This window comes from Streptomyces sp. ASQP_92 (assembly GCF_025399895.1).
Taxonomy (GTDB): domain Bacteria; phylum Actinomycetota; class Actinomycetes; order Streptomycetales; family Streptomycetaceae; genus Streptomyces.
On sequence record NZ_JAODUA010000001.1, the window covers coordinates 664,407 to 687,574 of the forward strand.

Genomic DNA, 23,168 nt, shown 5'->3' on the forward strand with positions numbered 1-23,168 from the left:
GCTACGACTTACTGGAACGATCGGTCAAGTACGTCTGGACGGCCTGTGCCTCGTCGTCGAGGCAGGCTCCCGTCTCCAGGTCGAAGCGGTGCTTGAGGAGCGGGGAGGCGACATAGGGGCGGCCCTCCGGCGTCGAGCCGAGCAGCCCGCGCGAGAGCACATAGGCGCCGGTGAACGGGTCGCGGTTGTCGATCGCGTACGTCCGGCCGCGCCGGTCGGCGAAGACGGCGGCCTGGCGGCCGTCGGGCAGCAGCGCCGCGACCCCGCGCCCGGGGGTGAGGCGGGCGGCCTCGCAGATCTCGAACCAGCCTTCGTCCAGCTTGAGTTGGACCATCGTCATCGGGTTGCTCCCAGGGTGAGGAGGGGGAGTTCGGGCTTGATCTGATCGCGCTCGGGAACGAACCGGACCGAGGGGTCGGGCGCGCCGGGCGCGTTCACGAAGGACACGAAGCGGGAGAGCCGCTCGGGGTCGTCGAGGGTCTCGGCCCACTCGTCGCGGTAGCCCGCCACGTGCGCGGCCATCAGGGCCTCCAGCTCGGCGCAGATGCCGAGCGAGTCGTTCACCACCACGTCCTTGACGTGGGCGAGGCCGCCCTCGATCCGCTCCAGCCACACGGAGGTGCGCTCCAGGCGGTCGGCGGTGCGGATGTAGAACATCAGGAACCTGTCGATCAGACGGACAAGTTCGTCATCTGTCAGGTCCTGCGCCAGCAGATCGGCGTGGCGCGGGCTCGCTCCGCCGTTGCCGCCGACGTACAGGTTCCAGCCATTGGCCGTGGCGATCACACCGAAGTCCTTCGACTGGGCCTCGGCGCACTCGCGGGCGCAGCCGGATACCGCCGACTTCAGCTTGTGCGGCGAGCGCAGACCCCGGTAGCGCAGCTCCAGATCGATCGCCATCCGCACCGAGTCCTGCACTCCGTAGCGGCACCAGGTCTGTCCCACACATGACTTGACCGTGCGCAACGACTTGCCGTACGCGTGACCGGACTCGAAGCCGGCGTCCACCAACCGGGTCCAGATGGAGGGGAGTTGGTCGACGCGCGCGCCGAACAGGTCGATGCGCTGGCCACCGGTGATCTTCGTGTAGAGACCGAAGTCCCGGGCCACCTCGCCGATCACGATGAGCTTGTCGGGGGTGATCTCGCCGCCCGGGATGCGCGGCACGATCGAATAGGAGCCGTTGCGCTGCAGGTTGGCGAGGAAGTGGTCGTTGGTGTCCTGGAGGGCGGCCTGCTCGCCGTCGAGGATGTGCCCGTTGCCGAGGGCGGCCAGGATCGAGGCGATCGCCGGCTTGCAGGTCTCGCAGCCCTCGCCGCCGCGCGCCGCCTCGCGGCCGTACCCGTCGAGGAGCTCGGTGAACGAGGTCAGGCGGAGCGCGAGGGCGATCTCGTACAGCTCCTGACGGGTCTGCGCGAAGCAGGTGCACAGGCCGCCGTCGCCGGACTTGGGGAGCAGCATGCCGATCGTCTTGACGCAACTCCCGCAGCCCGTACCGGCCTTGGTGCACTTCTTGACCTCGGGCAGCGAGGAGCAGGCGGTGATCGCGCCCTTGGTGACGTTGTGGCAGGAGCAGATGACGGCGTCGTCCGGCAGGGACTCGGGGCCGAGCGCCGCGGGCGCGCCCAGCCCGGCCGGCAGCACCAGCTGCTCGGGGGCGACGGGCGGCACGTGCCCGGTGAGCGGGCGCAGCATGCCGTACGCGTCCGCGTCGCCGACCAGGACGCCGCCAAGCAGCACGCCCTCGGAGGAGACCACGAGCTTCTTGTAGACGCCGGAGCGCGAGTCCGAGTAGACGACGTCCAGGCAGCCGTCGGCCGTGCCGTGCGCGTCGCCGAACGACGCCACATCGACGCCGAGCAGCTTCAGCTTCGTCGACAGATCGGCCCCCGAGAAGGCGCGGGAGCCGGCGGCGGCGATCGCGTCGGCGGCCGTCTCGGCCATGTCGTACCCCGGCGCTACCAGGCCGTAGACCCGGCCGTCGGCGGCCAGGGCGCACTCGCCGATCGCGAACACGGCGGGGTCGCTGGTGCGGCACTGCTCGTCGACGACGATGCCGCCGCGCTCGCCGACGTCGAGGCCGCAGTCGCGGGCTAGCTGGTCGCGCGGACGGACACCGGCGGAGAACACCACGAGATCGGTCGACAGATGAGAGCTGTCAGAAAGGGTCATTCCATTGACGCGGCCCTCGTCGTCGGCCGTGATCTCCTGGGTGCCGACCCCCGTGTGCACGGTGAGGCCCATGTTCTCGATGGTGCGCAGGAGGGCCGCGCCGCCGCCCTCGTCGACCTGCACCGGCATCAGCCGGGGCGCGAACTCCACGATGTGGGTGGCCAGTCCGAGTCCGTCGAGCGCTCCGGCCGCCTCCAGTCCGAGCAGCCCGCCGCCCACCACCGCACCGGTCGTCGCGGTCTTCGCGTACGCCTCGATGGCCAGGAGGTCCTCGATCGTCCGGTAGACGAAACAACCGGGGAGGTCCTTGCCGGGCACGGGCGGCACGAACGGGTACGAGCCGGTGGCCATCACCAGCGTGTCGTAGGCGAAGGTCCGCCCCGAGCGCGCGGTGACCGTGCGGGCGGCCCGGTCGACCGACTCGGCGGGGTCGTCGACGTACAGCTCGATCCCGTACCGCGCCATGAAGTCGTCGGGAACGAGGCTGAGTTCGTCGGGCGTCTTCCCCTGGAAGTAGGACGTGAGCTGGACCCGGTCGTAGGCGGGGCGGGGCTCCTCGCACAGCACCACCACCCGGGTCCTCTCGGTGGCGCCACGCTCGGCGAGGGCCTCCAGGAAGCGCTGGCCGACCATGCCGTGGCCGATGACCACGAGGGTGGAAAGGTGTTCGGTGGACACGTCAGGAACCTCCGTCGTGGGTGAGCAGGTGGAGCAGGGGCGCGTCCGGAACGGGCTCGTAGCCCTCCCAGGTCCGGGCGAGCGCCCCGACCGCCCCGAGATCGCCGAGGAGTACGCCCCCGACCAGGCGATCGCCGCGCACGACGACCTTGCGGTAGGCGCCCCGGGTCGCGTCCGCGAGATGCGCCACGTCGTCACCGGGGCGCGGTGTGGGCTCGCCGAAGGCGGCGAGGTCCAGCGGGCGCGGGCCGCCCAGGGTGAGCCGGGTCAGACCGCGCGTCCCGGAGTAGGAGCCGCGCCCGGTCGAGAGCAACGCGCCCAGCGCGTCGGCCTGTTCGAGCGCCGGACCCGCGAGCCCGTACACCGTTCCCCGGTGCTCGGCGCAGTCGCCCACGGCGTGGATGTGCGGGTCCGAGGTGCGCAGCTCGTCGTCGACGACGACGCCCTGGCGGACGTCGAGGCCGGCGTCGAGCGCGAGCCCGGTCCGGGGGCGCACGCCGGTGGCCAGGACGACGAGTTCGGCGCCGAGGACGAATCCGTCGGCGAGTTCGACGTCCGTGCCGGCCGGGCCGGTCAGGCCCCGCACCCGGCACTCGGTGTGTACCTCCACGCCGAGGAGTTCGAGATGGGCACGGACCAACAGGGATGCCTCGGCGTCCAGTTGCCGTTCCATCAGGCGCTCGCCCTGCTGGGCGAGGACGACCTGGGCTCCGCACTCGGCGAGCGCCCGGGCGGCCATCACGCCGAGCAGCCCGCCTCCGATGACCACCGCACGCGTGCCCGCGCGCGCCTTCTCGCGCAGCGCGAGGGCGTCGTCGAGCGTGCGGAAGGGGTGGACGCCCTCGGGCAGCCGTCCCTCGCGCAGTCCCCGCAGCGGCGGCAGCACCGGGTTCGAGCCGGTCGCGAGCACGAGGCGGCCGTAGGGGACGGCGCTCCCGTCGTCGCAGTGCACCCTGCGCGCCGCGCGGTCGATCCGCACCGCCCGCACCCCGCGCCGCACCGGAACCGGCGGCAGCGCGATCACCTCGGGCCCGTACCGCCCGGCGAGGACCTCCGCGAGGAGCACCCGGTTGTACGGGGCGTGGCTCTCCTCGCCGATGACGGTCACCGGGACATGCCGGGCCAGGCGGGCACCCGCTGTGCCGCCGCCGATCACCACGATGTCCGTACTCATGTGCCCAGCGTGCGCGACGGCTGTTACCCGGCCGCATCCCGCCGATTTCCACGGGGGAACCTTGAGCTCAGCGGGTCGGAGGGCGAGGTGTGAGGGCCGGGCCGCCGTCGCGCCCTCGCGGGATCCCCGGGGAGGGGGGTGGTGGCGCTGGGTGACGTGGGGGCCGGTGAGGTCGCGGTGCGGTGGTGGGGGCCGGTGAGGGCGAGGCACGGCGGTGGGGGCCGGCGGAGGTCGATGCGGGGTGGGGTGGGGTGGGGTAAACCGAACCATGAAGTTCCGTGCTGGCACGATCGAAACGGCGGGGCGGGGGCGGGAGCCTTGACGCATGGACCTCGACCAGCGACATCCCGCACCCACCCCGGACGCCCCCGCACCCGGCCAGGACCGCCGACCCGCACGGACCCCGGGCGGCCTCGCACCGTGGCGGACAGTGCTCCAGGAGCCGTTCCGTGCCGCGACATGGCGGCGCTTCTCCTATCTCCTGCTCGCTCTGCCCCTCGGCATCCTGTGCGTCCCCATAGCCCTGGTCGGCGGCCCGGCGGGCCGGATCCAGCGGGGGCTCGCCCGGAGACTGCTCGGCGTGGAGGTGGCCGAGCCCCGGCGTACCGGGCCGCTCGCCCTGGCCCACGCCGTGATCAGCGTGCCGCTCAATCTGACCGCCCTCGTCGTGTCGGGCTACTTCTGGACCGTCGTCGTCATCAACCTGGCCTATCCGCTGCGGCCCGACAGCGACCCGACGAGCGCGTGGGGCGGCCCCACCATGGCCGGTGCGTGGGCGCTGCACGGCATAGCGGGCGGCGTGTCGTTCCTGCTGATCACGCCCTGGGTGATGAGGGGGTTCACCCTGCTCCAGGCCCGCCTGGTCAAGAGTTTCCTCGGTGCCGACCGGGCCGGGCTGTTCGGGGCGACAGGTGTGGCCCTCGCCGTGGCCGCGTTCTGCGTGCTCCTGTCCATACCCGTGATCCACCAGCTCTGACCGGCGCGCCCCTAGGGTTGATCCTCATGCACCGCCTGCGCCTCTTGGGCTCCTGGGACTTCATGCACCGGCGCGACCGGCCGGCCCAGGTCGCCCGCGCCGCGCTCTACTCGCTCATCGCGCTGCCGCTCGCACTGGCCGGCCTGGCCCTGGTCCTCGCGGTCCTGTTCGTCGGCGCGGTGCTGTCGTGGACGGCGCTCGGCCTCTGGCTCGTCGCCGCCGCGGTCCACGGGGCGCTGCTTCTGGGCGGCGTGCAACGAGCCCTGGCGCGGCGGCTGTTGGGGCTGGGCATCGAGCCGCCGGAGCGGATGGAGGGGAGCGGGGTGTTCGGCTGGCGGCGCTCGGTGCTGGGCGGGCGGCCCGGCTGGCGGGCGGTGGGCTGCGCCCTGGCGGCCCCGCTGACCGCGCTCCTGCCTCTGCTCGCCGTGTACCTCGGCGTGGTGCAGGGGGTGCTGCTGACCCTGTATCCCGTACTCAAGCGCTGGAACTACTTCACGATCCGGGAGTCCGACGGCTCCGTACGGCATGTGGGCCTGGAGGTGGGAGGAGTGGAACTGGACAGCTGGCCCCGGTGGTTGCTGCCCTTCGCCGCCGGTCTGCTGCTCCTGTACGCGGCGCCGTGGCTGATCCGGCACGCGCTCACCCCGCACCGGCTGCTGCTCACCGCCCTCCTCGGGCCGGACCGCGCGGACCAGCGCATTCGGACCCTGGAGGAGACCCGCGCCCAGGCCGTCGACGACGCGGCGGCCACCCTGCGCCGCATCGAACGCGACCTGCACGACGGGACGCAGGCCCGCCTGGTGGGCCTGGGCATGCACCTCACGATGATCCGCGAACTGGTGGCGGGCGGCGCGGAGCGGGACAGGATCCTCAAGGCCGTCGAGACGGCACAAGGCAACGCCAAGCAGGCCGTCGCCGATCTGCGGCACCTGGTCAAGGGCATCCACCCTCCCGCGCTCGACCAGGGGCTACAGACGGCGCTCGCCACCCTCGCGGCCGACAGCGCGCTCCCCGTGCGGGTCAGTGGAGGGATCGAGGGGAGACCGAGCCCCGCGATCGAGTCCATCGCCTACTTCTGCACGGCGGAACTCCTGACCAACGCGGCCAAGCACAGCGGGGCTTCGGAGGTGAGCGTCACCGTGCACGGGGCGGCGAAGATCCTGCTGCTCACCGTCGAGGACAACGGGCGCGGGGGAGCGGTGGTCGGCGCGGGCAGCGGCCTCGCGGGGCTGCGGGCGAGGGTGCGTACCGTCGACGGTTCGCTGACCTGCGACAGCCCACCGGGAGGGCCTACGGTGGTGAGCGTGCTGCTGCCTTTCAGATGAGGGTGAAAAGGTGAGCGGTCCGCGCACGGGGAACGGTGCGAACGCCGAGAGCAGGGTGGGTCATTCATGCGCGTCGTCATCGCCGAGGACTCCTCGATCCTGCGCGACGGACTCGTCCAGCTCCTGGAGATGAGGGGAGTGGAGGTGGTGGCCGCGGTCCAGGACGCGCAGGCGCTGCTCGCGGCCGTCGCCGAACACCGTCCGGACGCGGCGGTGGTGGACATCCGGCTCCCGCCGACGCAGACGGACGAAGGGCTGCGCGCGGCCGTGCAGATCCGCCGCACCGCACCCGGCACCGGGGTGCTGATCTTCTCGCAGTACGTGGAGACCACGTACGCGGCGCAGCTCATCGGGGACGGCGGGGCGGGGGTGGGCTACTTGCTGAAGGAACGCGTCGTGGACATCGGGGAGTTCGTGAACGCGCTGGAGCGGGTCGCGGCGGGTGGTACCGCCCTCGACCCGGAGGTGGTGGCCCAGCTGTTCGGGGCGAGCCGGCGGGCCGCCGCGCTCGACGGGCTCACCCCGCGCGAGCGCGAGGTGCTCGGACTGATGGCGGAGGGCCGTACCAACCACGCCATCGCCGAGGGGTTCGGGGTGTCGGAGCGAGCGGTGGAGAAACACATCGCGAACATCTTCACCAAGCTGGACCTGCCGCCCTCGGAGTCGGGCCACCGGCGGGTGCTGGCGGTCCTGCGCTATCTGGACCGGAACGTGAACTGAGGGGTGGGGGTGGTGGACGTGACGTGATCGGGCGGCGGGGAGATCGTCGATCACCGGCCCGTTCCGGCCACCGGAGCGGTCGCCGAGTGAGGGGGGCGCCCGGTCGGCTTAATCGGCGGTCAGCCCCTCCTCAAGGGCGCCTTAAGGATCCCCGGTCCGGCTCTGACCAGGGCCTTTGGGGCGCTGGGCCGACCTAGGCTGCCGGGCGTGACGATCGAGGCCACCGACCCGCAACTAGCCGCCTACCCGGCGCTGTCCGCCTATCTTGCGCACCAGTCGCACCAGTCGCACCAGTCGCACCAGTCGCAGCAGGGGAGTGTCCCTGCGCGCGAGGGGGCCGGAGAGGGGAATCGGGCGTGGCCGGGTGGTGGTGTGGGGGCGCTGCGGGTTCGGCCCCGGGTGATGCGGCGCGGGATAGTGGCCGGGGCGGGGGCCGTGGGGCTGCTGTGGGGGAGCCAGGCCGAGCCCTCCGCGCGGCTGGACGCGCTGTTCGCGAGCGGGGCCCATCTGTCGGGGCTGCTCGCGGGCTACGGAATCCTGGTGATGCTGTCGCTCATGGCGCGCGTGCCGGCTGTCGAACACGGGGTGGGCGCCGACCGGCTGGCGCGTTGGCACGCGCTGGGTGGCCGTTACGTCCTGAGCCTGGTGGGCGCGCACATGGTGCTGGCGCTGTGTGGATACGCCGCGTACACCGGGAACGATCTGCTGCGTTCGGCCGCGCGACTGCTCGGCTACCCGGGCATTGTGGCCGCCGCGTTCGGCACGGCCGCGCTGGGCGTCGCCGGGGTCAGCTCGGTGCGGGCGGCCCGGGCGCGGCTCTCGCGGGAGACCTGGCGCGCGCTGCACTTCCTCACCTATCTGGGTGCCGCGCTCGCCTTCGCCCACCAGCTCGTCGGCCCCGACGTGGCCTCCGGTCCGCCGACCGTGTGGGTCTGGGCGATGCTGCACGCCACGGTCGCCGTGCTGATCGTCTGGTACCGGGGCATCGTCCCGGTACGGCAGGCGCTGCGGCACGGTCTGCGGGTGGTCGAGGTGCGCGACGAGAGCCCGGACGTCGTGTCCGTCGTCATGCGCGGCGCCGGGCTCGACGCGCTGCGCGCCGAACCCGGGCAGTTCCTGCGCTGGCGGTTCGTGCAGCGCAGGCTCTGGTACACCTCGTTGCCGTTCTCGCTGTCCGCGCCGGTCAGGGACGACACCGTACGGATCACGGTGAAGGCCCTCGGTGTCCACAGCCGGCGGATGCGGCGGCTTCGTCCCGGTACGCGGGTGCTGGCGAGCGGTCCCTTCGGCGCGATGACCGCGCACCGCCGCACCCGTCGCAAAGTGCTGCTGGTGGCGGGCGGCGTCGGCATCACGCCCATGCGGGTCCTGTTCGAGACGCTGCCCGCGGCACCCGGTGACCTCACCCTGCTCTACCGGGCCGGCAACGCCGCACAGTTGGTGCTGCGCGACGAGCTGGAGGCCATCGCCGCCGGGCGCGGGGCCGCGCTGCACTATCTGCTGGGGCCCTCCGACGCGTCCTTCGACCCGCTCGCCCCGCAGGCACTGCGCAATCTCGTCCCCGGCCTGGCCGAACACGACGTCTATCTGTGCGGTCCCGGACCCATGGCGGACGCGGCGATCGCCTCGCTCGTCAAGGCCGGTGTGCCCCAACAGCACATCCACACCGAGCGGTTCAGCTTCTGACACCCGCCGCGCCGAGAGCGCCGGCCGCCCCGAACACCCGGTCCCGAACACCCCGTCCCGAACACCCCGTCCCGCACAGCCCAGCGAGCCCTGTGAAGGGTCCTTCAGAACACGAGGAAATCGCCGCACCATGGCCCGACACCGCAAGTGCGCCACCCCCGTTCCCCTCGACCGCGCCCGGCGCCGGCTCGCCATGGGGCTCACCGCCGTCAGCGCCCTCGCGGCCACTTTCCTGGCCGTCACCGTCACCCCGGCCGCGCCACCCGCCCCCGACCGGGCCCCCACCGCCCCCGGCCCGGACCTCGCCCAGGCGTCCGGAAGGCAGTAGGGACGGAAAGGGCGACAGAGGAGGGGCAGTCGGGCGGGGCGGGCTCAGTGGACGTCCGCCGGATGTCCCGGCGGGGCGGTCTCGATCACTCCGGTCAGGTGGGCGAAGGCGACCACATTGCCCCGGTAGCCGGTCTTCTTCGAGAAGCCGCCGCCGCAGGTGATCAGCCGCAGTTCGGGTCGCGCGGCGGGCCCGTACACCTTGGAGTCCGGGAACGCCTCGTTCTCGTACACCTCGACCGCGTCGACGTCGAAGACCGCGGTCCGCCCGTCCTCGCGGGAGACCTCGACCCGGGTGCCCTTCCTCAGGGCGCCGAGCGCGTAGAACACGGCGGGTCCGCGGGAGTCGTCGACGTGGCCGGCCAGCACGGCGGTGCCCCGGACGCCCGGCGCGGTGCCGTCCTTGTACCAGCCCACCTTGTGGGTGCTCCCCGCAGGCGGCACGTCCAGGCTGTGGTCCGCGCCGAGCCCGAGGCCCATCACCGGCGCGTCCACCCCGATCGAGGCGATCCTGATCCGCACGGGCGGGGAGGGCAGGAGGCCGTCGGGGGGCGGGAGTTCGAGCCGGGCCCGGGTGGCGGACCCCGCCGGGGGAGAGGCGCCCAGGCCGTCACGGGCGGCCGCCGGGCCCCCCGCGAACGCCTCGGCGGACGACGGCCGCGGCGGCTCCACGGACTCCAGGCCGTGCTCGATCAGCCAGAGCCCCACGAACGCGGCGACCACCACCAGCCAGCCCGCGTTGCGCCGGGCGACCGGGACCGAGGCCGGGGCGCGGGGCGGGACGGGGGCCAGGGCCGGCAAGGGCGGTCAGCCCCGGCCCTGCGCGCCGCTCGCCCGGCGACGCAGCAGCCAGGTGCCGCCCACGGCGGCCGCGGCCAGTACCGCCACGCCCGCCGCGATCTCGGTGGTGTCGGGGCCGATGCTGCCGCCGACTCCGGTCTTCACATGCCCGTGCGGGTCGTTGCCCTCCCACGCCTTGTCCCGGCCCGCCGGATCGTCGTGGCCCCAGCCCTTGTCGCGGCCGTGCTGGTCGTCGTGGCCCCACCCCTTGTCGCGGCCCTGCTGGGCGCCCGGGTCCCACGGCTTGTCCTTCGTCCACTGGTCGTGCTCATGATCGCTCTTGCCGGTGACCGTGAGCCGGGCCTCGACGACCTTGCCGTTCTCGCAGCTCACGCGGATGGGGAAGCTGCCCGGCTTGGTGGGGGACGCGACCTGGAACTGCCCGGCCAGCACTTCCTTGTGCGTGGAGGTTGTCAGGGGGAAGTCGCCCGAGCCCACCGCGTTCGCGTCACCCGTGGCGCGCCCCGAGGACCCGCAGGCCGTGGTGTTCGCGGTCACCGTGGTCCCCGGAGAGGCGCTCGTCGGCCACAGTTCGAGCGCGCCGCCCGGCGCGTTCTCCGCGTATGCGGGGGAGCCGCCGGGCGGGCTGTCGGCGTACGCGAGCGCACCCGCCGGGCCCAGCACGGCGGTGGACGTCAGCAGCGCACTGGTCAGGATTCGGGCAGAACGCATGGATCCTCCGGGGGCGCGGCAAGTGCTTCTGCCTACGACCCAAGAGGCGTACGGGCCGCTCCGCCCGTCGGAGGGGGACGAAAGAGTGAGGGGGTGGGCCGTACGGGTGACCGTCACCCGGGGGCGATCACATCCCAGGGGGCCTCCTCGAACGCCCGCCACACCACCTTCATCAGCTCCGCGTCGACCGCGAACGCGTGCTCGTCGATCCGGCCCACCGGCGCGATGCCCCGCACGTTGGTGACGAACGCCGCGCTGTACGCGTCGAGCCCGGCCAGGGTCACCTCGCGCCGCGCCGACTTCAGGCCGTACGCCGCGAGCCGCGGGTCGAGAACCGCCTTGGTGATGCCGAGCAGCGCGGGACGGTCGGGCCAGACCACCGAAGTGCCGTCCCAGAAGGCGATGTTGGTGATGGCGCCTTCCGCGACGACGCCGCCGGGGCCGGTCAGGAGCGCCTCGGTGAACCCCTGGCGCCGGGCGAGCCGGCTGTAGTAGCCCTGGGCGAAGCCGCCGAGGTGTTTGATGTGGGCGACCGGCCGCTCATAGGGCACCGAGAGCAGCGACTGCGCGGTGGACGGCATCTCGGCGGGCCCCTTCACGACGACCATGGGGGTGGGCGCGTCGGGCGGCCCGTACACCTGGACCCGTACCGAGGCGTCGGTGTGCCCGAAGCCGTCGAGGGCGCGGGCGATCAGCGAGCGGACGCGTTCGCCGTCCAGGCCGGGTCCGAACAGTTCGCGGTTGGCCCGGTCGAGCCGGCTCAGATGGTGGGCGAGGCCGCGCACTTTTCCGTCCCGTACCTGCATCGCCGTGAAGTGGCCGTAGCCGCCGCTCAGGGCGGGGACGAGCAGGTTCTCGGCATCGGCGGGGCGGCCGTCGATCTCGACGTACGGAAGTGTCATGCGGCACAAGATAGTTCGGCCGCCCGGCCGGGCTTGACCTCAAGTTGACTTGAGGTCGAATCCTTCTCGGCATGGACATCGCCACGGCCGAACAGGCCGCTCTTCAGCTCACCGTCGTCGTCGCCTCCAACCGCGAGGGCCGGTTCGCCCCGGTCGTCGCCGACTGGTTCCTCGCCCGGGCCCGCGAGCACGAGGGCTTCGCCATCGAGGTGCTCGACCTCGCCGAGACCGACCTGCCGACCGCCCTCTCCCACCATCCCTCGCCCGCCGTGCAGGCCCAACTGGCCGTAGTGTCACCCAAGTTGGCGGGCGCCGACGCCTTTGTCGTGATCACCCCCGAGTACAACCACTCCTTCCCCGCCGCCCTCAAGAGCCTCATCGACTGGCACTTCGCGCCGTGGCAGGCCAAGCCGGTCGGCTTCGTCTCGTACGGCGGGATCTCCGGGGGCCTGCGCGCGGTGGAGCAGTTGCGGCAGGTCTTCGCCGAATTGCACGCGGTCACGGTGCGGGACACGGTCAGCTTCCAGCATGTGCACGGCCTCTTCGACGAGGACGGCCGTCACCGGGAGCCCTCGCAGGCGGACGCGGCCGTGAAGAAGATGCTCGACCAGGTGGCGTGGTGGGCGCGGGCCCTGCGCCAGGCGAAGGCGGTGCGGCCGTACGCCGGCTGAGCGAGCGGCGCCCCTGCCTTCCAGCGCCCCTGCCTCCCGGCGGCCCCCCTCCGCACCCCGGCAGCCCGTCCGTAACGGGCCGGTGGCCTCGCCCTTCCGCACCCCGGCAGCCCGTCCGTCACGGGCCGGTGGCCTCGTCCTTCCGTATCCCGGCAGCCTGGCCGTCATGGGCTGGTGGCCGACACCAGGTAGCAGCCGTGCGTATGCCCCGCCCCGTCCGGCAGGATCGGGACCGACGTCCCGGCCGGACGACCCCCGCCGTCCCGGCCGGACCCGGCCGCACGACCGAGGAAGGAAGCCATGACATCGGCCGAAACGCTGACCGTGCAGACGACCACCGACAGCGAGGACAAGGCGGCGGCGCTCGCCCGGGGCGCGGTGGAGGCCCGCCTCGCGGCGTGCGCGCAGGTGGCGGGCCCCGTCACCTCCGTCTACCACTGGGCCGGCGGCATCGAGACCACCCAGGAGTGGCAGGTCCTCTTCAAGACCACCGCCGCCCGCTACCCGGCGCTCGAACGCCACCTCCTGGCCGCCCACGACTACGAGACCCCCGAGATCATCGCCACCCCCGTGGTGGCCGGCAGCCCCGCCTATCTGTCCTGGATCACCGCCGAGACGGTCGCCCGATGACCTCCGCCGCCGAGCCCCCGCTCCCCTTCTTCGTGTACGGCACGCTCCGCCCCGGCCAGCGCTACCACCAGCGCTTCCTGCGCGGCCGCACCCTGCGCGAGCGCCCCGCGCTCCTGCCCGGCGCCCTCCTGTACGACGGCCCCGGCTACCCCTACGCCATAGCCGGGAACGGCACGATCACCGGCGTCCTGATCGAGGTCGGCCCCGACGCGCACCCCGAACTCCTCGCCGCGCTGGACGAGTTGGAGGAGTACGCGGGCCCCGGCCATCCCCGCAACGTCTACGACCGCCTGGAGCGCGAGGCGGTCGTCGACGGGCAGCCCATACGGTCCTGGGTCTATCTGGCCGCCCCGCGCCTGACCCGCGAGCTGCTGGCCCACGGCGCCTTGATCCCCGGCGGCGACTGGCTCAGCCGGCCGGCGCGGCCCGCTCCACCCGTACCGCGCAGGCCTTGAACGCGGGCATCTTCGAGACCGGGTCGAGTGCCGGGTTCGTCAGGTTGTTGGCCCGGCCCTCGCCCGCCCAGTGGAACGGCATGAACACCGTGTCCGACCGGATGGCGCCGGTCACCCGGGCCGGGGCCGTGGCCCGCCCGCGACGCGAGGTCACCGTCACCGGATCGCCGTCACCCACCCCGAGCCGGTCCGCGAGCAGCGGATGCATCTCGACGAACGCGCCGGGCGCCGCCGCGTTGAGCGCGGGCACCCGCCGCGTCTGCGCGCCCGACTGGTACTGGGCGAGCACCCGGCCCGTCGTGAGCACCAGCGGATAGGCGGCGTCGGTCTCCTCGTCCACCTCGCGGTAGGAGACCTCCACGAACCTGGCCCGCCCGTCGTCCGTCGCGAACCGGTCGAGGAACAACCGGGGCGTACCCGGATGCCCCTCCCGCGGGCACGGCCAGAACACCCCGTCCTCCGCCTCGATCCGCGCGTAGCTGATGCCCGAATAGTCCGCGGCCCCGCCCGCCGACGCCAGCCGCAACTCCTCGAACACCTCCTCCGGATCGGCCGGGAACCCCTTGGCCATCTCCGGGGAACCGAGCCGCGCCGCAAGGGAGTTGAGGACGTACAGATCGCTGCGTACGCCCTCGGGGGGCGTGATCGCGGCCCGCCGCAGCAGCACCCGCCCCTCCAGATTGGTCATCGTGCCGGTCTCCTCGGCCCACTGGGTCACCGGCAGCACCACGTCCGCGAGCGCGGCGGTCTCCGAGAGCACCACGTCCGCCACGGCCAGGAAGTCCAACTCCCGCAGCCTGCCCTCGATATGCGCGGCGCGCGGCGCCGACACGACCGGATTCGACCCCATCACGAGCAGCGCTTTGACCTCGCCGCCCAGCGCGTCGAGGAGTTCGTAGGCGCTGCGGCCGGGGCCCGGGAGCGAGTCCGGCTCCACCCCCCACACCCCGGCGACATGGGCCCGCGCCGCCGGGTCCACCAGCTTGCGGTAGCCCGGCAACTGGTCGGCCTTCTGGCCGTGTTCACGGCCGCCCTGCCCGTTGCCCTGGCCGGTGAGACAGCCGTATCCGGACAGCGGGCGGCCCGCCCGGCCCGTCGCGAGACAGAAGTTGATCCACGCGCCGACCGTGTCCGTGCCCGTGCTGTGCTGCTCGGCGCCGCGCGCGGTCAGCACCATGCCGTCCGCCGCCCCGCAGAACAGGTCCACGGCGGCCCGGAGCTGGGGAACCGGAACGCCGGTGATCTTCTCCACCAGCTCCGGCCAGTGCGCCATCGCCGCCGCCCGCGCGGCCTCCCATCCGGCGGTACGCTCCCGCACGAACTCCTCGTCGACGTGGCCCTGGGCCACCACGAGGTGCAGCAGGCCCAGCGCGAGCGCCAGATCGGTGCCGGGGCGGGGCGCGAGATGCAGATCCGCCAGCTCGGCCGTCTTCGTCCTGCGCGGATCGACGACGATCAACGTGCCGCCGTTCTCGCGCAGTTCACGGAGGTGGCGCACGGCGGGGGGCATGGTCTCGGCCATGTTCGAGCCCGTCAGGATCACACACCCGGTCCGCGCCACGTCCTCCAGCGGAAACGGCAGCCCCCGGTCGACACCGAACGCCCTCTGATGCGCGGCGGCCGCCGACGACATGCAGAACCGCCCGTTGTAGTCGATCTGCGAGGTGCCGAGCACCACCCGCGCGAACTTCCCCAGCGCGTACGCCTTCTCATTGGTCAGCCCGCCCCCGCCGAACACGCCGACCGCGTCGGCGCCGTGGTCGCGGCGTACGGTGCCCAGCCGCTCGGCGACCAGCGCCAACGCCTCGTCCCAGCCCGCCGGTTCGAGCCGCCCGGACGCGGGCCGCCGGATCAGCGGCTCGGTCAGCCGCAGCGGCCGGGCGAGCAGGGCGGGCGCGGTACTGCCCTTGCCGCACAGCGCGCCTCGGTTCACCGGGAAGTCGCGCGGAACCACATCGAGACCGCCCGCCGCGTCACTCGCCGCCCGCAGCCCCATGCCGCACTGGAGCGAGCAGTACGGGCAGTGGGTGGCGGTCACGGGGGCGGGCGCGAGAGCATCGGTGAGCATGCCCTCAGCCTGCGCCGACCGTGTTACGCCCGCCCCCGCCCTCGGGTTACGCCGCCGGGGCGGGGGGCTCATTGTGGGGGAGGGGGCATGGTGAGGAGGGGTGGGGGCCGGGGCTCGGGGTTCGTTCGGGGGCGGGGGAGCGGCGGTGACCGGCTGCCGGCTGCCGGCTGAGGGTCGGCGACTGCCATGGGGCATGAGCCACCTGCTGTCTGTCATCTGTCATCTGTCATCCGCCAGCGCCCGCCCCACCCCCGGCTCCTTCGGGCCCAGAAACGTCGGGTCCGGACGGAACACGGCGTCCAGCAGCGCCTTGTTCGCGGCGAAGATCTCGCGGGCGCCACCGTAGTACCAGGTCATATCGTGCACGGCGTCCACGCCGACACCATAGGAGCGCACGCCCGCGGCCTCGCACAGGGCCACCGCACGCCGGATGTGGAATCCCTGGCTGACCAGCACGGCCCGGTCCACGCCGAAGATCTTCTTGGCCCGTACGCACGAGTCCCAGGTGTCGAAGCCCGCGAAATCACTGACCACGCTCGTGTCCGGCACCCCGTGCCGCACGAGGTAGCCGCGCATGGCGTCGGGCTCGTCGTAGGTGGCGCGGCTGTTGTCGCCGGTGACCAGAACGGCCTTCACCTTGCCCGCCCGGTACAGCGCCACGGCCGCGTCCAGCCGGTGGGCCAGATACGGCGAGGGCTTTCCGTCCCACAGGCCGGCCCCGAAGACGACCGCGACCCCGGCCGCCGGCGCGTCGGCCACCGTGCCGACCCGGTCGCCGGTGCTCGCGTACAACCAGGTCGCGGGCGTGAGCGCGAGGACGCACGCGACGACGACGCCCCGCACCAGGCGCCGTTTGCCGACGCGTGTGCGCGGCAGCCGGGGTCGCTCGACCCGCAGGCGCGACCGTTCGAGTCGCGGGTGCGACATGGGGCCCCCTGTGGTGATCTCCATCGGTTGACGAGAAGAGGGACGCCAAAGGCGTCGCCCCGGTTCGTTCGCGCGTGAGGCCGCCGAAATCACCCGTCACCGCCCCGCAACGACCCGGCAACGTGGACACGACAGGATCGGCGCATGACGACCACCGCCCGCCCCGCCCTCGTCGCCGTCGCGCACGGCAGCCGCGATCCCGGCGCGCTGCGGACGGTCACCGCGCTCCTGGAGCGGGTCCGTGCCCTGCGCCCGGATCTCGACGTACGGCTCGGCCACATCGAGATCAACCGTCCGCTGCTGGCCGACACCCTCGCCGACCTGCGGGGCGAGGCCGTCGTCGTACCGCTGCTGCTCGGCCGCGGTTACCACGTCAAGCACGACATCCCCGGGACCCTCGCCGTGGCGGGCCGGCATCTGACCGCCCGTGTCGCCGCCCCGCTCGGCCCGCATCCGCTGCTCGTCGAGGCGCTGTACGGGCGGCTCCTCGAAGCGGGCTGGGATCTCGACGGGCCCGGCGGGGGCGGCACGGGGGTCGTCCTCGCCGCCGCCGGGTCCCGCGATCCCCAATCGGCAGCCGACACCCGCCGTACGGCGCGGCTGCTCGGCGAGCGGCTCGGCGGGGTGCCCGTGCTGCCCGCGTACGCCTCCGCGGCCTCGCCCACCGTGCCCCAGGCACTCGACGCCTTCGCGGCACGCGGGATGCGGCGGGTCGCGATCGCCTCGTACTTCACTGCGCCGGGACGGTTCGCGGCCCAGAGCGCGGCGCGGGCGCCGTGGATCGCCGCGGCGCCCATGGGGGCGCATCCGGCCATGGCGCGGCTCGTACTGCACCGCTACGCACAGGCGTTGACGTATTCCCCGGTCCTCGGCGACACCGCCGTGACCTCCGCGTTCGTCCGCGTCCCGGGCGAGCCTCGACGCACCCTTGAGCCCAGTTGTCGGTGACTCCGTTTACTGTCGGTGCATGGAGTTCTACGCCGAGGCCGACACAGAACGCTGGGCCGCCGAGCCCGACAAGCGGCCCGGCCGCACCGCCTTCCAGCGCGACCGCGCGCGGGTGCTGCACTCGGGGGCGCTGCGCCGTCTGTCCGGCAAGACCCAGGTCGTCACGCCCGGCTCACGGAGTCAGGCCTGGGACGCGAGCCCCCGCACCCGCCTGACGCACTCGCTGGAGTGCGCCCAGGTGGGCCGCGAGCTGGGCGCCGCCCTCGGCTGCGACCCCGATCTGGTCGAAGCCGCCTGTCTCGCCCACGACATGGGCCACCCGCCGTTCGGGCACAACGGCGAGCAGGCGCTCAACGACTTCGCCAAGGACATCGGCGGCTTCGAGGGCAACGCCCAGTCGCTGCGCCTGCTGACCCGGCTCGAACCGAAACGCTTCGTACGTGCCGCGCAGAGCGGGAAACCGGTCAGTGTCGGCCTCAATCTCACGCGGGCCGCGCTGGACGCGGCGACCAAGTACCCCTGGGCGCGCGGCGGTCACCCCACCGACCCGGCGTCGGTGAAGTTCGGCGTGTACGAGGACGACCTGCCGGTCTTCGCCTGGGTCAGGGAGGGCGCCACGCCCTACAGCAAGTGCTTCGAGGCCCAGGTGATGGACTGGTCCGACGACGTGGCGTACTCGGTCCACGACTTCGAGGACGGTCTGCACGCCGGGCACATCGACCCGGGCGCGCTGCGCTCGGAGGCGGAGCGGGCCGACATCTGGCGGGTCGCCATCGGCCGCTACGTACCGGACGACACCGACCCGCAGGAGTTGGCCGAGGCCCTGGAGCGGTTGATCGAGCAGGAGTGGTGGCCGCACCGCTACGACGGTTCGGCGGTCTCGCAGGCCCGTCTCAAGGACGCCACGAGCCAGCTCATCGGCCGGTTCTGCCTGGCCGCCGAGGGCGCGACGCGCGCCGCGTTCGGCACCGGGCACCTGACCCGGTACGGCGCGGAGCTGGTGGTGCCGCGCGCGGCCCGCAACGAGTGCGCCGTGCTGAAGGCGGTGGCCGACCGCTATGTGATGCAGCGCGACGAGCAGGAGAGGCTCCGCGCCGACCAGCGCGTGGTGCTGGCCGAGCTCGCGGACGCGCTGACCGCCCGGGCGCCCGCCGAGGGCCTCGACCCGCAGTTCCGGGCGCTGTACGAGGAGGCGGACGACGAGCGGACGAGGAAGCGGGTGATCGTCGATCAGATCGCCTCGCTCACCGACGCGGCGGCCCGTTCGCTGCACTCCAGACTCACCGTGCACCACCGGTAATCCCGGCCGTCCCCGCGTCCCGACGGAGCAAGCCCTCTTCCCCCATCACGCTCCGTGCGGGACGCTCGCAGGTGGCGGCGCCGCGCAGCAAGCACCGAGGAGGCATCAAGTGGTCGACGCAGATCGGACATTCGTCATTGTCGGAGGCGGTCTCGCGGGGGCGAAAGCCGCCGAGACGCTCCGGTCCGAGGGCTTCAACGGGCGGGTGATCCTCATCGGCGACGAGCGCGAGCACCCCTATGAACGCCCGCCCCTGTCCAAGGGGTTCCTCTCCGGCAAGGAGGAGCGCGACAGCGTCTTCGTGCACGAGGCCGCCTGGTACGCGCAGAACGACATCGAGCTGCACCTGGGCCAGACCGTCACCGCCATCGACCGCGAGGCCAAGACGGTCCGGCTCGGGGACGGCGCCCTCATCCAGTACGACCGGCTGCTGCTTGCCACCGGCGCCGAGCCGCGCCGCCTCGACATCCCCGGCACCGACCTGGCGGGCGTGCACCATCTGCGCCGCCTCGCCCACTCCGAGCGGCTGCGGCACGTCCTGAAGGCGCTGGGCCGCGACAACGGCCATCTCGTCATCTCGGGCGCCGGCTGGATCGGCCTGGAGGTCGCGGCCGCCGCCCGGGGGTATGGCGCGGAGGTCACCGTCGTCGAGCCGGAGCCCACCCCGCTGCACAACGTGATCGGCCCCGAGCTGGGCCAGCTCTTCGCCGACCTGCACGCCGAGCACGGGGTGCGCTTCCACTTCGGCGCCCGCCTCACCGAGATCATCGGCCAGGACGGCCTGGTCCTGGCGGCCCGCACCGACGACGGCGAGGAGCACCTGGCGCACGACGTGCTCGCCGCGATCGGCGCCGCCCCGCGCACCTCGCTCGCCGAGACGGCCGGGCTGGCCCTCGTCGACCGCGGGCATGGCGGCGGCATCGCCGTGGACGCCTCGCTGCGCACCTCGGACCCGGACATCTTCGCGGCAGGCGACGTGGCCGCGGTCCACCATCCGCTGCTCGACACCCGGCTGCGCGTCGAACACTGGGCCAACGCGCTCAACGGCGGACCGGCCGCGGCTCGCGCGATGCTGGACCAGCACGTGACGTACGACCGCATCCCCTATTTCTTCTCCGACCAGTACGACCTCGGGCTCGAGTACTCGGGGTGGGCGCCGCCGGGCTCCTACGACCAGGTGGTGATCCGGGGCGACACCGGCAAGCGGGAGTTCATCGCGTTCTGGCTGGGCGGGGGCCGGGTGCTGGCCGGAATGAACGTGAACGTGTGGGATGTCACAGCGCCGATCCAGGCGCTGATCCGGGGCGGGGCCCCGGTGGACGCGGAGGCGCTCGCCGATCCGTCCGTCCCGCTCGACTCCCTCGCACCCTGAGGGTCCTGCCGTCCCCGTAGACTTCACGCGTGGCAGGCAGGATCAACGATGACGACGTGAAGGCGGTACGGGACGCGGTCCCGATCGACGCCGTCGTGTCCGAGTACCTCCAGCTGCGGAACGCCGGGGGAGGCAACCTCAAGGGCCTGTGCCCCTTCCACGACGAGAAGTCGCCGTCCTTCCAGGTCAGCCCGAGCAAGGGTCTCTTCCACTGCTTCGGCTGCCAGGAGGGCGGCGACACGATCGCCTTCATCCGGAAGATCGACCACCTGTCGTTCTCCGAGGCGGTCGAGCGGCTCGCCGCCACCGCGGGCATCACGCTGCGCTACGAAGAGGGCGGCTACAACCCGTCCAACCAGCGCGGTGAGCGCATCCGTCTGGTCGAGGCGCACAAGGTGGCCGCGCAGTTCTACATCGAGCAGCTCGACAGTCCCGAGGCGGAGATCGGCCGTAAGTTCCTGGCGGAGCGCGGCTTCGACCAGGCGGCGGCCGCTCATTTCGGGGTGGGCTACAGCCCGGCCGGCTGGGACCATCTGACCCGCTTCCTGCGCGGCAAGGGCTTCACCGACAAGGAACTGCTGACCTCCGGGCTCGCCCAGGAGAGCCGGCGCAACCCCATCGACCGTTTCCGCGGCCGGCTGATGTGGCCGATCCGCGACGTGTCGGGCGAGGTCGTCGGCTTCGGCGCGCGCAAGCTGCGCGACGACGACAACGGGCCGAAGTACCTGAACACCCCCGAGACGCCGATCTACAAGAAGTCCCAGGTCCTGTACGGCATCGACCTCGCGAAGAAGGACATCGCCAAGTCGAGCCGCGCGGTGGTCGTCGAGGGCTACACCGATGTCATGGCCTGTCATCTGGCGGGCGTCACCACCGCCATCGCGACCTGCGGCACGGCCTTCGGCGTCGACCACATCAAGATCCTGCGCCGGCTCCTCATGGACAACGGCTCGGCCCGGGTGATCTTCACCTTCGACGGGGACGCGGCCGGCCAGAAGGCGGCGCTCCGCGCCTTCGAGGACGACCAGAAGTTCGCCGCCGAGACCTACATCGCGATCGCGCCCGACAACATGGACCCGTGCGATCTGCGCCTGGCCAAGGGCGACGAGGCGGTGGCGGACCTGGTCCAGCCCCGCACCCCGCTCTTCGAGTTCGCGATCCGCCAGATCGTCCAGCGCTACGACCTGGAGACCCCGGCGGGCCGCGCCGCCGCCCTCGACGAGGCGGCCCCCATCGTGGCCCGCATCAAGAACGTGGCGTCCCAGCACGAGGTGGCCGTCCAACTCGCCGGAATCCTCGGCATCCTGGACACCCAGTTCGTGGTGAAGCGGGTCGCCCAGCTCGCCCGCTGGGCCCGCGACCGCGGCGGCAAGGGCCCCGCGCCCGCCCAGCACCGCCGTCAGCAGTACGAGAGCGCCACCCCGCGCCCCGCCGGCGGCCCGGGCCCGGCCCTGAACCTGCGCAGCCCCGCCCACCGCACCGAACGCGAGCTCCTCAAGCTGGCGTTGCAGCACCCGCACCTGGTGTCCCCGGCGTTCGACGCGTACGGCATCGACGAGTTCACCGCCCCGCCCTACGCCGCGGTCCGCCAGTGCATCCAGGACGCGGGCGGCGCCACCGACGCGCCCTCCGACTATCTGCCGGCCGTGATGGACTCCGCGCCCAACGACGTGGTGCGCGCCCTGGTCACCGAGCTCGCCGTCGAGGCCATCCACGCCCGCACGGTCGACGAGGCGTACGCGGGCGAGCAGTTGGTGGCGGTCCGGCGCCGGGCCGTCGACCGCCGCCTCCTGGACATCCAGGGCACCCTGGCGCGCCTGGGCCAGAACGGCGACCCGGCCCAACTGGCCGCCGTGCAGAACGAGTTGTGGGTCCTTCAGCAGTACGGGCAGGCTCTGCGCAACAAGGGCGTCGCGGCCCTCTAGGGCCTCCGGGGCGATCCGGGCGCGCGCGGTGGCATATCCGTCCGGGTAACCGCCCGGTCACGCACCGGCTTCAGAAAGTGGTCGCACGCCCGTCGCGGCGAGTGTGTGTCGTACCCCACACTGGGGTGCGGTGCCTGAGTCCTCGGAGCGCGGCCGGCCCACCCCGGGAGGTGGGCACCTCGCCCCCGCGGATCCGCTCGATGTGTACGGGACGGAATGCGGCCCGGCCGCCCCCGTCCCGCTGCCGGGCGCCCCCGATCCGGCAGCGATCACCCTGGAGGTCGCCCCCGTGCAGACCCAGACCCTGACCGACAACGACGTCGTCACGGCCGTACCGCAGCAGTCGCGGGCCGTCCATCACCCCGAGGCGGAGCCGGGCGGGCCGCCGGCGGGCCCGGTGGCCGGGCCGCTCACCGAGGAAGAGGCCCCCGAGGTGCCCGAACCGCGTCCGGGCCGGGCGGACACCGGCGGGCCGTCCTCCGACCTCTTCCGCCAGTATCTGCGCGAGATCGGCCGCATCCCGCTGCTCACCGCGGCCGAGGAGGTCGAGCTCGCGCGGCGCGTGGAGGCGGGCCTGTTCGCCGAGGAGAAGCTGGCCGGCGCCCCCGACCTGGACTCCCAACTGGCCCTGGATCTCGACAAGTTGGTCGTCATGGGCCGGATGGCCAAGCGGCGCCTCATCGAGGCCAACCTCCGTCTGGTGGTCTCCGTCGCCAAACGGTACGTGGGCCGCGGACTCACCATGCTCGACCTGGTCCAGGAGGGAAACCTCGGGCTGATCCGGGCGGTCGAGAAGTTCGACTACGCGCGCGGCTACAAGTTCTCGACGTACGCGACCTGGTGGATCCGCCAGGCCATGTCGCGGGCGCTCGCCGACCAGGCCCGCACCATCCGCGTCCCCGTGCATGTCGTCGAACTCATCAACCGCGTGGTGCGCGTCCAGCGCCGGATGCTCCAGGAACGCGGCTACGAGCCGACCCCCGAGGAGGTCGCCGCCCACCTCGACCTGACCCCGGAGCGGGTCGGTGAGGTGCTGCGGCTGGCCCAGGAACCGGTCTCGCTGCACGCGCCGGTGGGGGAGGAGGACGATGTCGCGCTCGGCGACCTCATCGAGGACGGCGACGCCGCGTCCCCCGTCGAGTCCGCCGCGTTCCTGCTGCTGCGCCAGCATCTGGACGCGGTGCTCTCCACGCTCGGCGAGCGCGAGCGCAAGGTCGTCCAGCTGCGCTACGGGCTCGCCGACGGGCGGCCGCGCACGCTGGAGGAGATAGGGCGGATCTTCGGAGTGACGCGGGAGCGGATCCGCCAGATCGAGTCGAAGACGCTGAACAAACTCCGCGATCACGCGTTCGCGGATCAGTTGCGGGGCTACCTGGACTGACCGGGGCCGGTACGGGACG

At 72.9% G+C, this 23,168-nt stretch carries 21 protein-coding genes; 13 read left to right on the forward strand and 8 right to left on the reverse strand.

Annotated features, from left to right (window positions below):
* Position 1 precedes the first annotated feature (1 nt).
* From nirD to N4G70_RS02865, 3 genes are read right to left on the reverse strand one after another with little or no spacing between them, the layout of a single operon-like run.
* Entirely contained in the window at positions 2-340 is a 339-nt protein-coding gene (gene nirD, locus N4G70_RS02855) for a nitrite reductase small subunit NirD (RefSeq protein ID WP_261710756.1), read from the reverse strand.
* Complete coding sequence (nirB, locus tag N4G70_RS02860) at positions 337-2,805, reverse strand: nitrite reductase large subunit NirB (protein WP_261711349.1); 2,469 nt, start codon at positions 2,803-2,805, stop codon at positions 337-339. The genes nirD and nirB overlap by 4 nt, the downstream gene beginning before the upstream one ends.
* A 46-nt stretch (positions 2,806-2,851) precedes the next feature.
* Positions 2,852-4,024 (reverse strand): NAD(P)/FAD-dependent oxidoreductase, encoded by a 1,173-nt coding sequence (locus tag N4G70_RS02865; RefSeq protein WP_261710757.1) that lies wholly within the window; start codon positions 4,022-4,024, stop codon positions 2,852-2,854.
* Between the two features lie 325 nt (positions 4,025-4,349).
* On the opposite strand from N4G70_RS02865, the gene N4G70_RS02870 reads away from it, so the two are divergent.
* The 5 genes from N4G70_RS02870 to N4G70_RS02890 all read left to right on the forward strand — a co-directional run bounded on the left by N4G70_RS02870 (position 4,350) and on the right by N4G70_RS02890 (position 9,059).
* On the forward strand, positions 4,350-5,000 hold the full coding sequence (locus N4G70_RS02870; protein WP_261710758.1) for a hypothetical protein: 651 nt from the start codon (positions 4,350-4,352) through the stop codon (positions 4,998-5,000).
* A gap of 26 nt (positions 5,001-5,026) precedes the next feature.
* Positions 5,027-6,325, forward strand: a complete 1,299-nt coding sequence (locus N4G70_RS02875; RefSeq protein ID WP_261710759.1) for a sensor domain-containing protein — start codon at positions 5,027-5,029, stop codon at positions 6,323-6,325.
* Between the two features lie 66 nt (positions 6,326-6,391).
* A complete protein-coding gene (locus N4G70_RS02880) occupies positions 6,392-7,045 on the forward strand; it encodes a response regulator transcription factor (protein ID WP_261710760.1) in 654 nt (217 codons plus the stop codon).
* A gap of 207 nt (positions 7,046-7,252) precedes the next feature.
* Positions 7,253-8,731 (forward strand): ferredoxin reductase family protein, encoded by a 1,479-nt coding sequence (locus N4G70_RS02885; RefSeq protein WP_261710761.1) that lies wholly within the window; start codon positions 7,253-7,255, stop codon positions 8,729-8,731.
* A gap of 130 nt (positions 8,732-8,861) precedes the next feature.
* Entirely contained in the window at positions 8,862-9,059 is a 198-nt protein-coding gene (locus N4G70_RS02890; protein ID WP_261710762.1) for a hypothetical protein, read from the forward strand.
* 44 nt (positions 9,060-9,103) lie between these two features.
* Here the strand turns inward: N4G70_RS02890 and N4G70_RS02895 are convergent, their stop codons facing one another.
* The 3 genes from N4G70_RS02895 to N4G70_RS02905 form a co-directional block, all read right to left on the reverse strand.
* Positions 9,104-9,850 (reverse strand): class F sortase, encoded by a 747-nt coding sequence (locus N4G70_RS02895; RefSeq protein WP_261711351.1) that lies wholly within the window; start codon positions 9,848-9,850, stop codon positions 9,104-9,106.
* Positions 9,851-9,865: 15 nt separating this feature from the next.
* Complete coding sequence (locus N4G70_RS02900) at positions 9,866-10,570, reverse strand: hypothetical protein (protein ID WP_261710763.1); 705 nt, start codon at positions 10,568-10,570, stop codon at positions 9,866-9,868.
* A gap of 113 nt (positions 10,571-10,683) precedes the next feature.
* Positions 10,684-11,472, reverse strand: coding sequence for an aminotransferase class IV (locus N4G70_RS02905; RefSeq protein ID WP_261710764.1), 789 nt, complete (start codon positions 11,470-11,472; stop codon positions 10,684-10,686).
* A gap of 71 nt (positions 11,473-11,543) precedes the next feature.
* Here N4G70_RS02905 and N4G70_RS02910 point away from each other — a divergent pair, with 71 nt between their 5' ends.
* The 3 genes from N4G70_RS02910 (at position 11,544) to N4G70_RS02920 (ending at position 13,228) form a co-directional block, all read left to right on the forward strand.
* Positions 11,544-12,143, forward strand: coding sequence for an NADPH-dependent FMN reductase (locus N4G70_RS02910; protein WP_261710765.1), 600 nt, complete (start codon positions 11,544-11,546; stop codon positions 12,141-12,143).
* Positions 12,144-12,443: 300 nt separating this feature from the next.
* Positions 12,444-12,773 carry a divalent-cation tolerance protein CutA gene (gene cutA, locus N4G70_RS02915; RefSeq protein ID WP_261710766.1) on the forward strand — a complete coding sequence of 110 codons (330 nt, stop codon included), beginning with the start codon at positions 12,444-12,446 and terminating at the stop codon, positions 12,771-12,773.
* Positions 12,770-13,228 carry a gamma-glutamylcyclotransferase family protein gene (locus N4G70_RS02920; RefSeq protein WP_261710767.1) on the forward strand — a complete coding sequence of 153 codons (459 nt, stop codon included), beginning with the start codon at positions 12,770-12,772 and terminating at the stop codon, positions 13,226-13,228. The genes cutA and N4G70_RS02920 overlap by 4 nt, the downstream gene beginning before the upstream one ends.
* On the opposite strand, the gene N4G70_RS02925 is transcribed toward N4G70_RS02920, so the two are convergent.
* Complete coding sequence (locus N4G70_RS02925) at positions 13,182-15,296, reverse strand: molybdopterin oxidoreductase family protein (protein WP_261710768.1); 2,115 nt, start codon at positions 15,294-15,296, stop codon at positions 13,182-13,184. The genes N4G70_RS02920 and N4G70_RS02925 overlap by 47 nt on opposite strands.
* 219 nt (positions 15,297-15,515) lie before the next feature.
* On the reverse strand, positions 15,516-16,223 hold the full coding sequence (locus tag N4G70_RS02930; protein WP_261710769.1) for a vancomycin high temperature exclusion protein: 708 nt from the start codon (positions 16,221-16,223) through the stop codon (positions 15,516-15,518).
* Between the two features lie 144 nt (positions 16,224-16,367).
* Between N4G70_RS02930 and N4G70_RS02935 the strand changes: the two genes are divergently transcribed.
* The 5 genes from N4G70_RS02935 to N4G70_RS02955 all read left to right on the forward strand — a co-directional run bounded on the left by N4G70_RS02935 (position 16,368) and on the right by N4G70_RS02955 (position 23,149).
* Positions 16,368-17,171, forward strand: coding sequence for a sirohydrochlorin chelatase (locus N4G70_RS02935; RefSeq protein ID WP_261710770.1), 804 nt, complete (start codon positions 16,368-16,370; stop codon positions 17,169-17,171).
* Positions 17,172-17,190: 19 nt separating this feature from the next.
* Positions 17,191-18,471 carry a deoxyguanosinetriphosphate triphosphohydrolase gene (locus N4G70_RS02940; protein WP_261710771.1) on the forward strand — a complete coding sequence of 427 codons (1,281 nt, stop codon included), beginning with the start codon at positions 17,191-17,193 and terminating at the stop codon, positions 18,469-18,471.
* 109 nt (positions 18,472-18,580) lie between these two features.
* Positions 18,581-19,843, forward strand: a complete 1,263-nt coding sequence (locus N4G70_RS02945) for an NAD(P)/FAD-dependent oxidoreductase (RefSeq protein ID WP_261710772.1) — start codon at positions 18,581-18,583, stop codon at positions 19,841-19,843.
* A 29-nt stretch (positions 19,844-19,872) separates the two neighbouring features.
* Complete coding sequence (gene dnaG, locus N4G70_RS02950) at positions 19,873-21,768, forward strand: DNA primase (RefSeq protein WP_261710773.1); 1,896 nt, start codon at positions 19,873-19,875, stop codon at positions 21,766-21,768.
* A gap of 130 nt (positions 21,769-21,898) precedes the next feature.
* Positions 21,899-23,149, forward strand: a complete 1,251-nt coding sequence (locus tag N4G70_RS02955) for an RNA polymerase sigma factor (RefSeq protein WP_261710774.1) — start codon at positions 21,899-21,901, stop codon at positions 23,147-23,149.
* Positions 23,150-23,168: the final 19 nt, after the last annotated feature.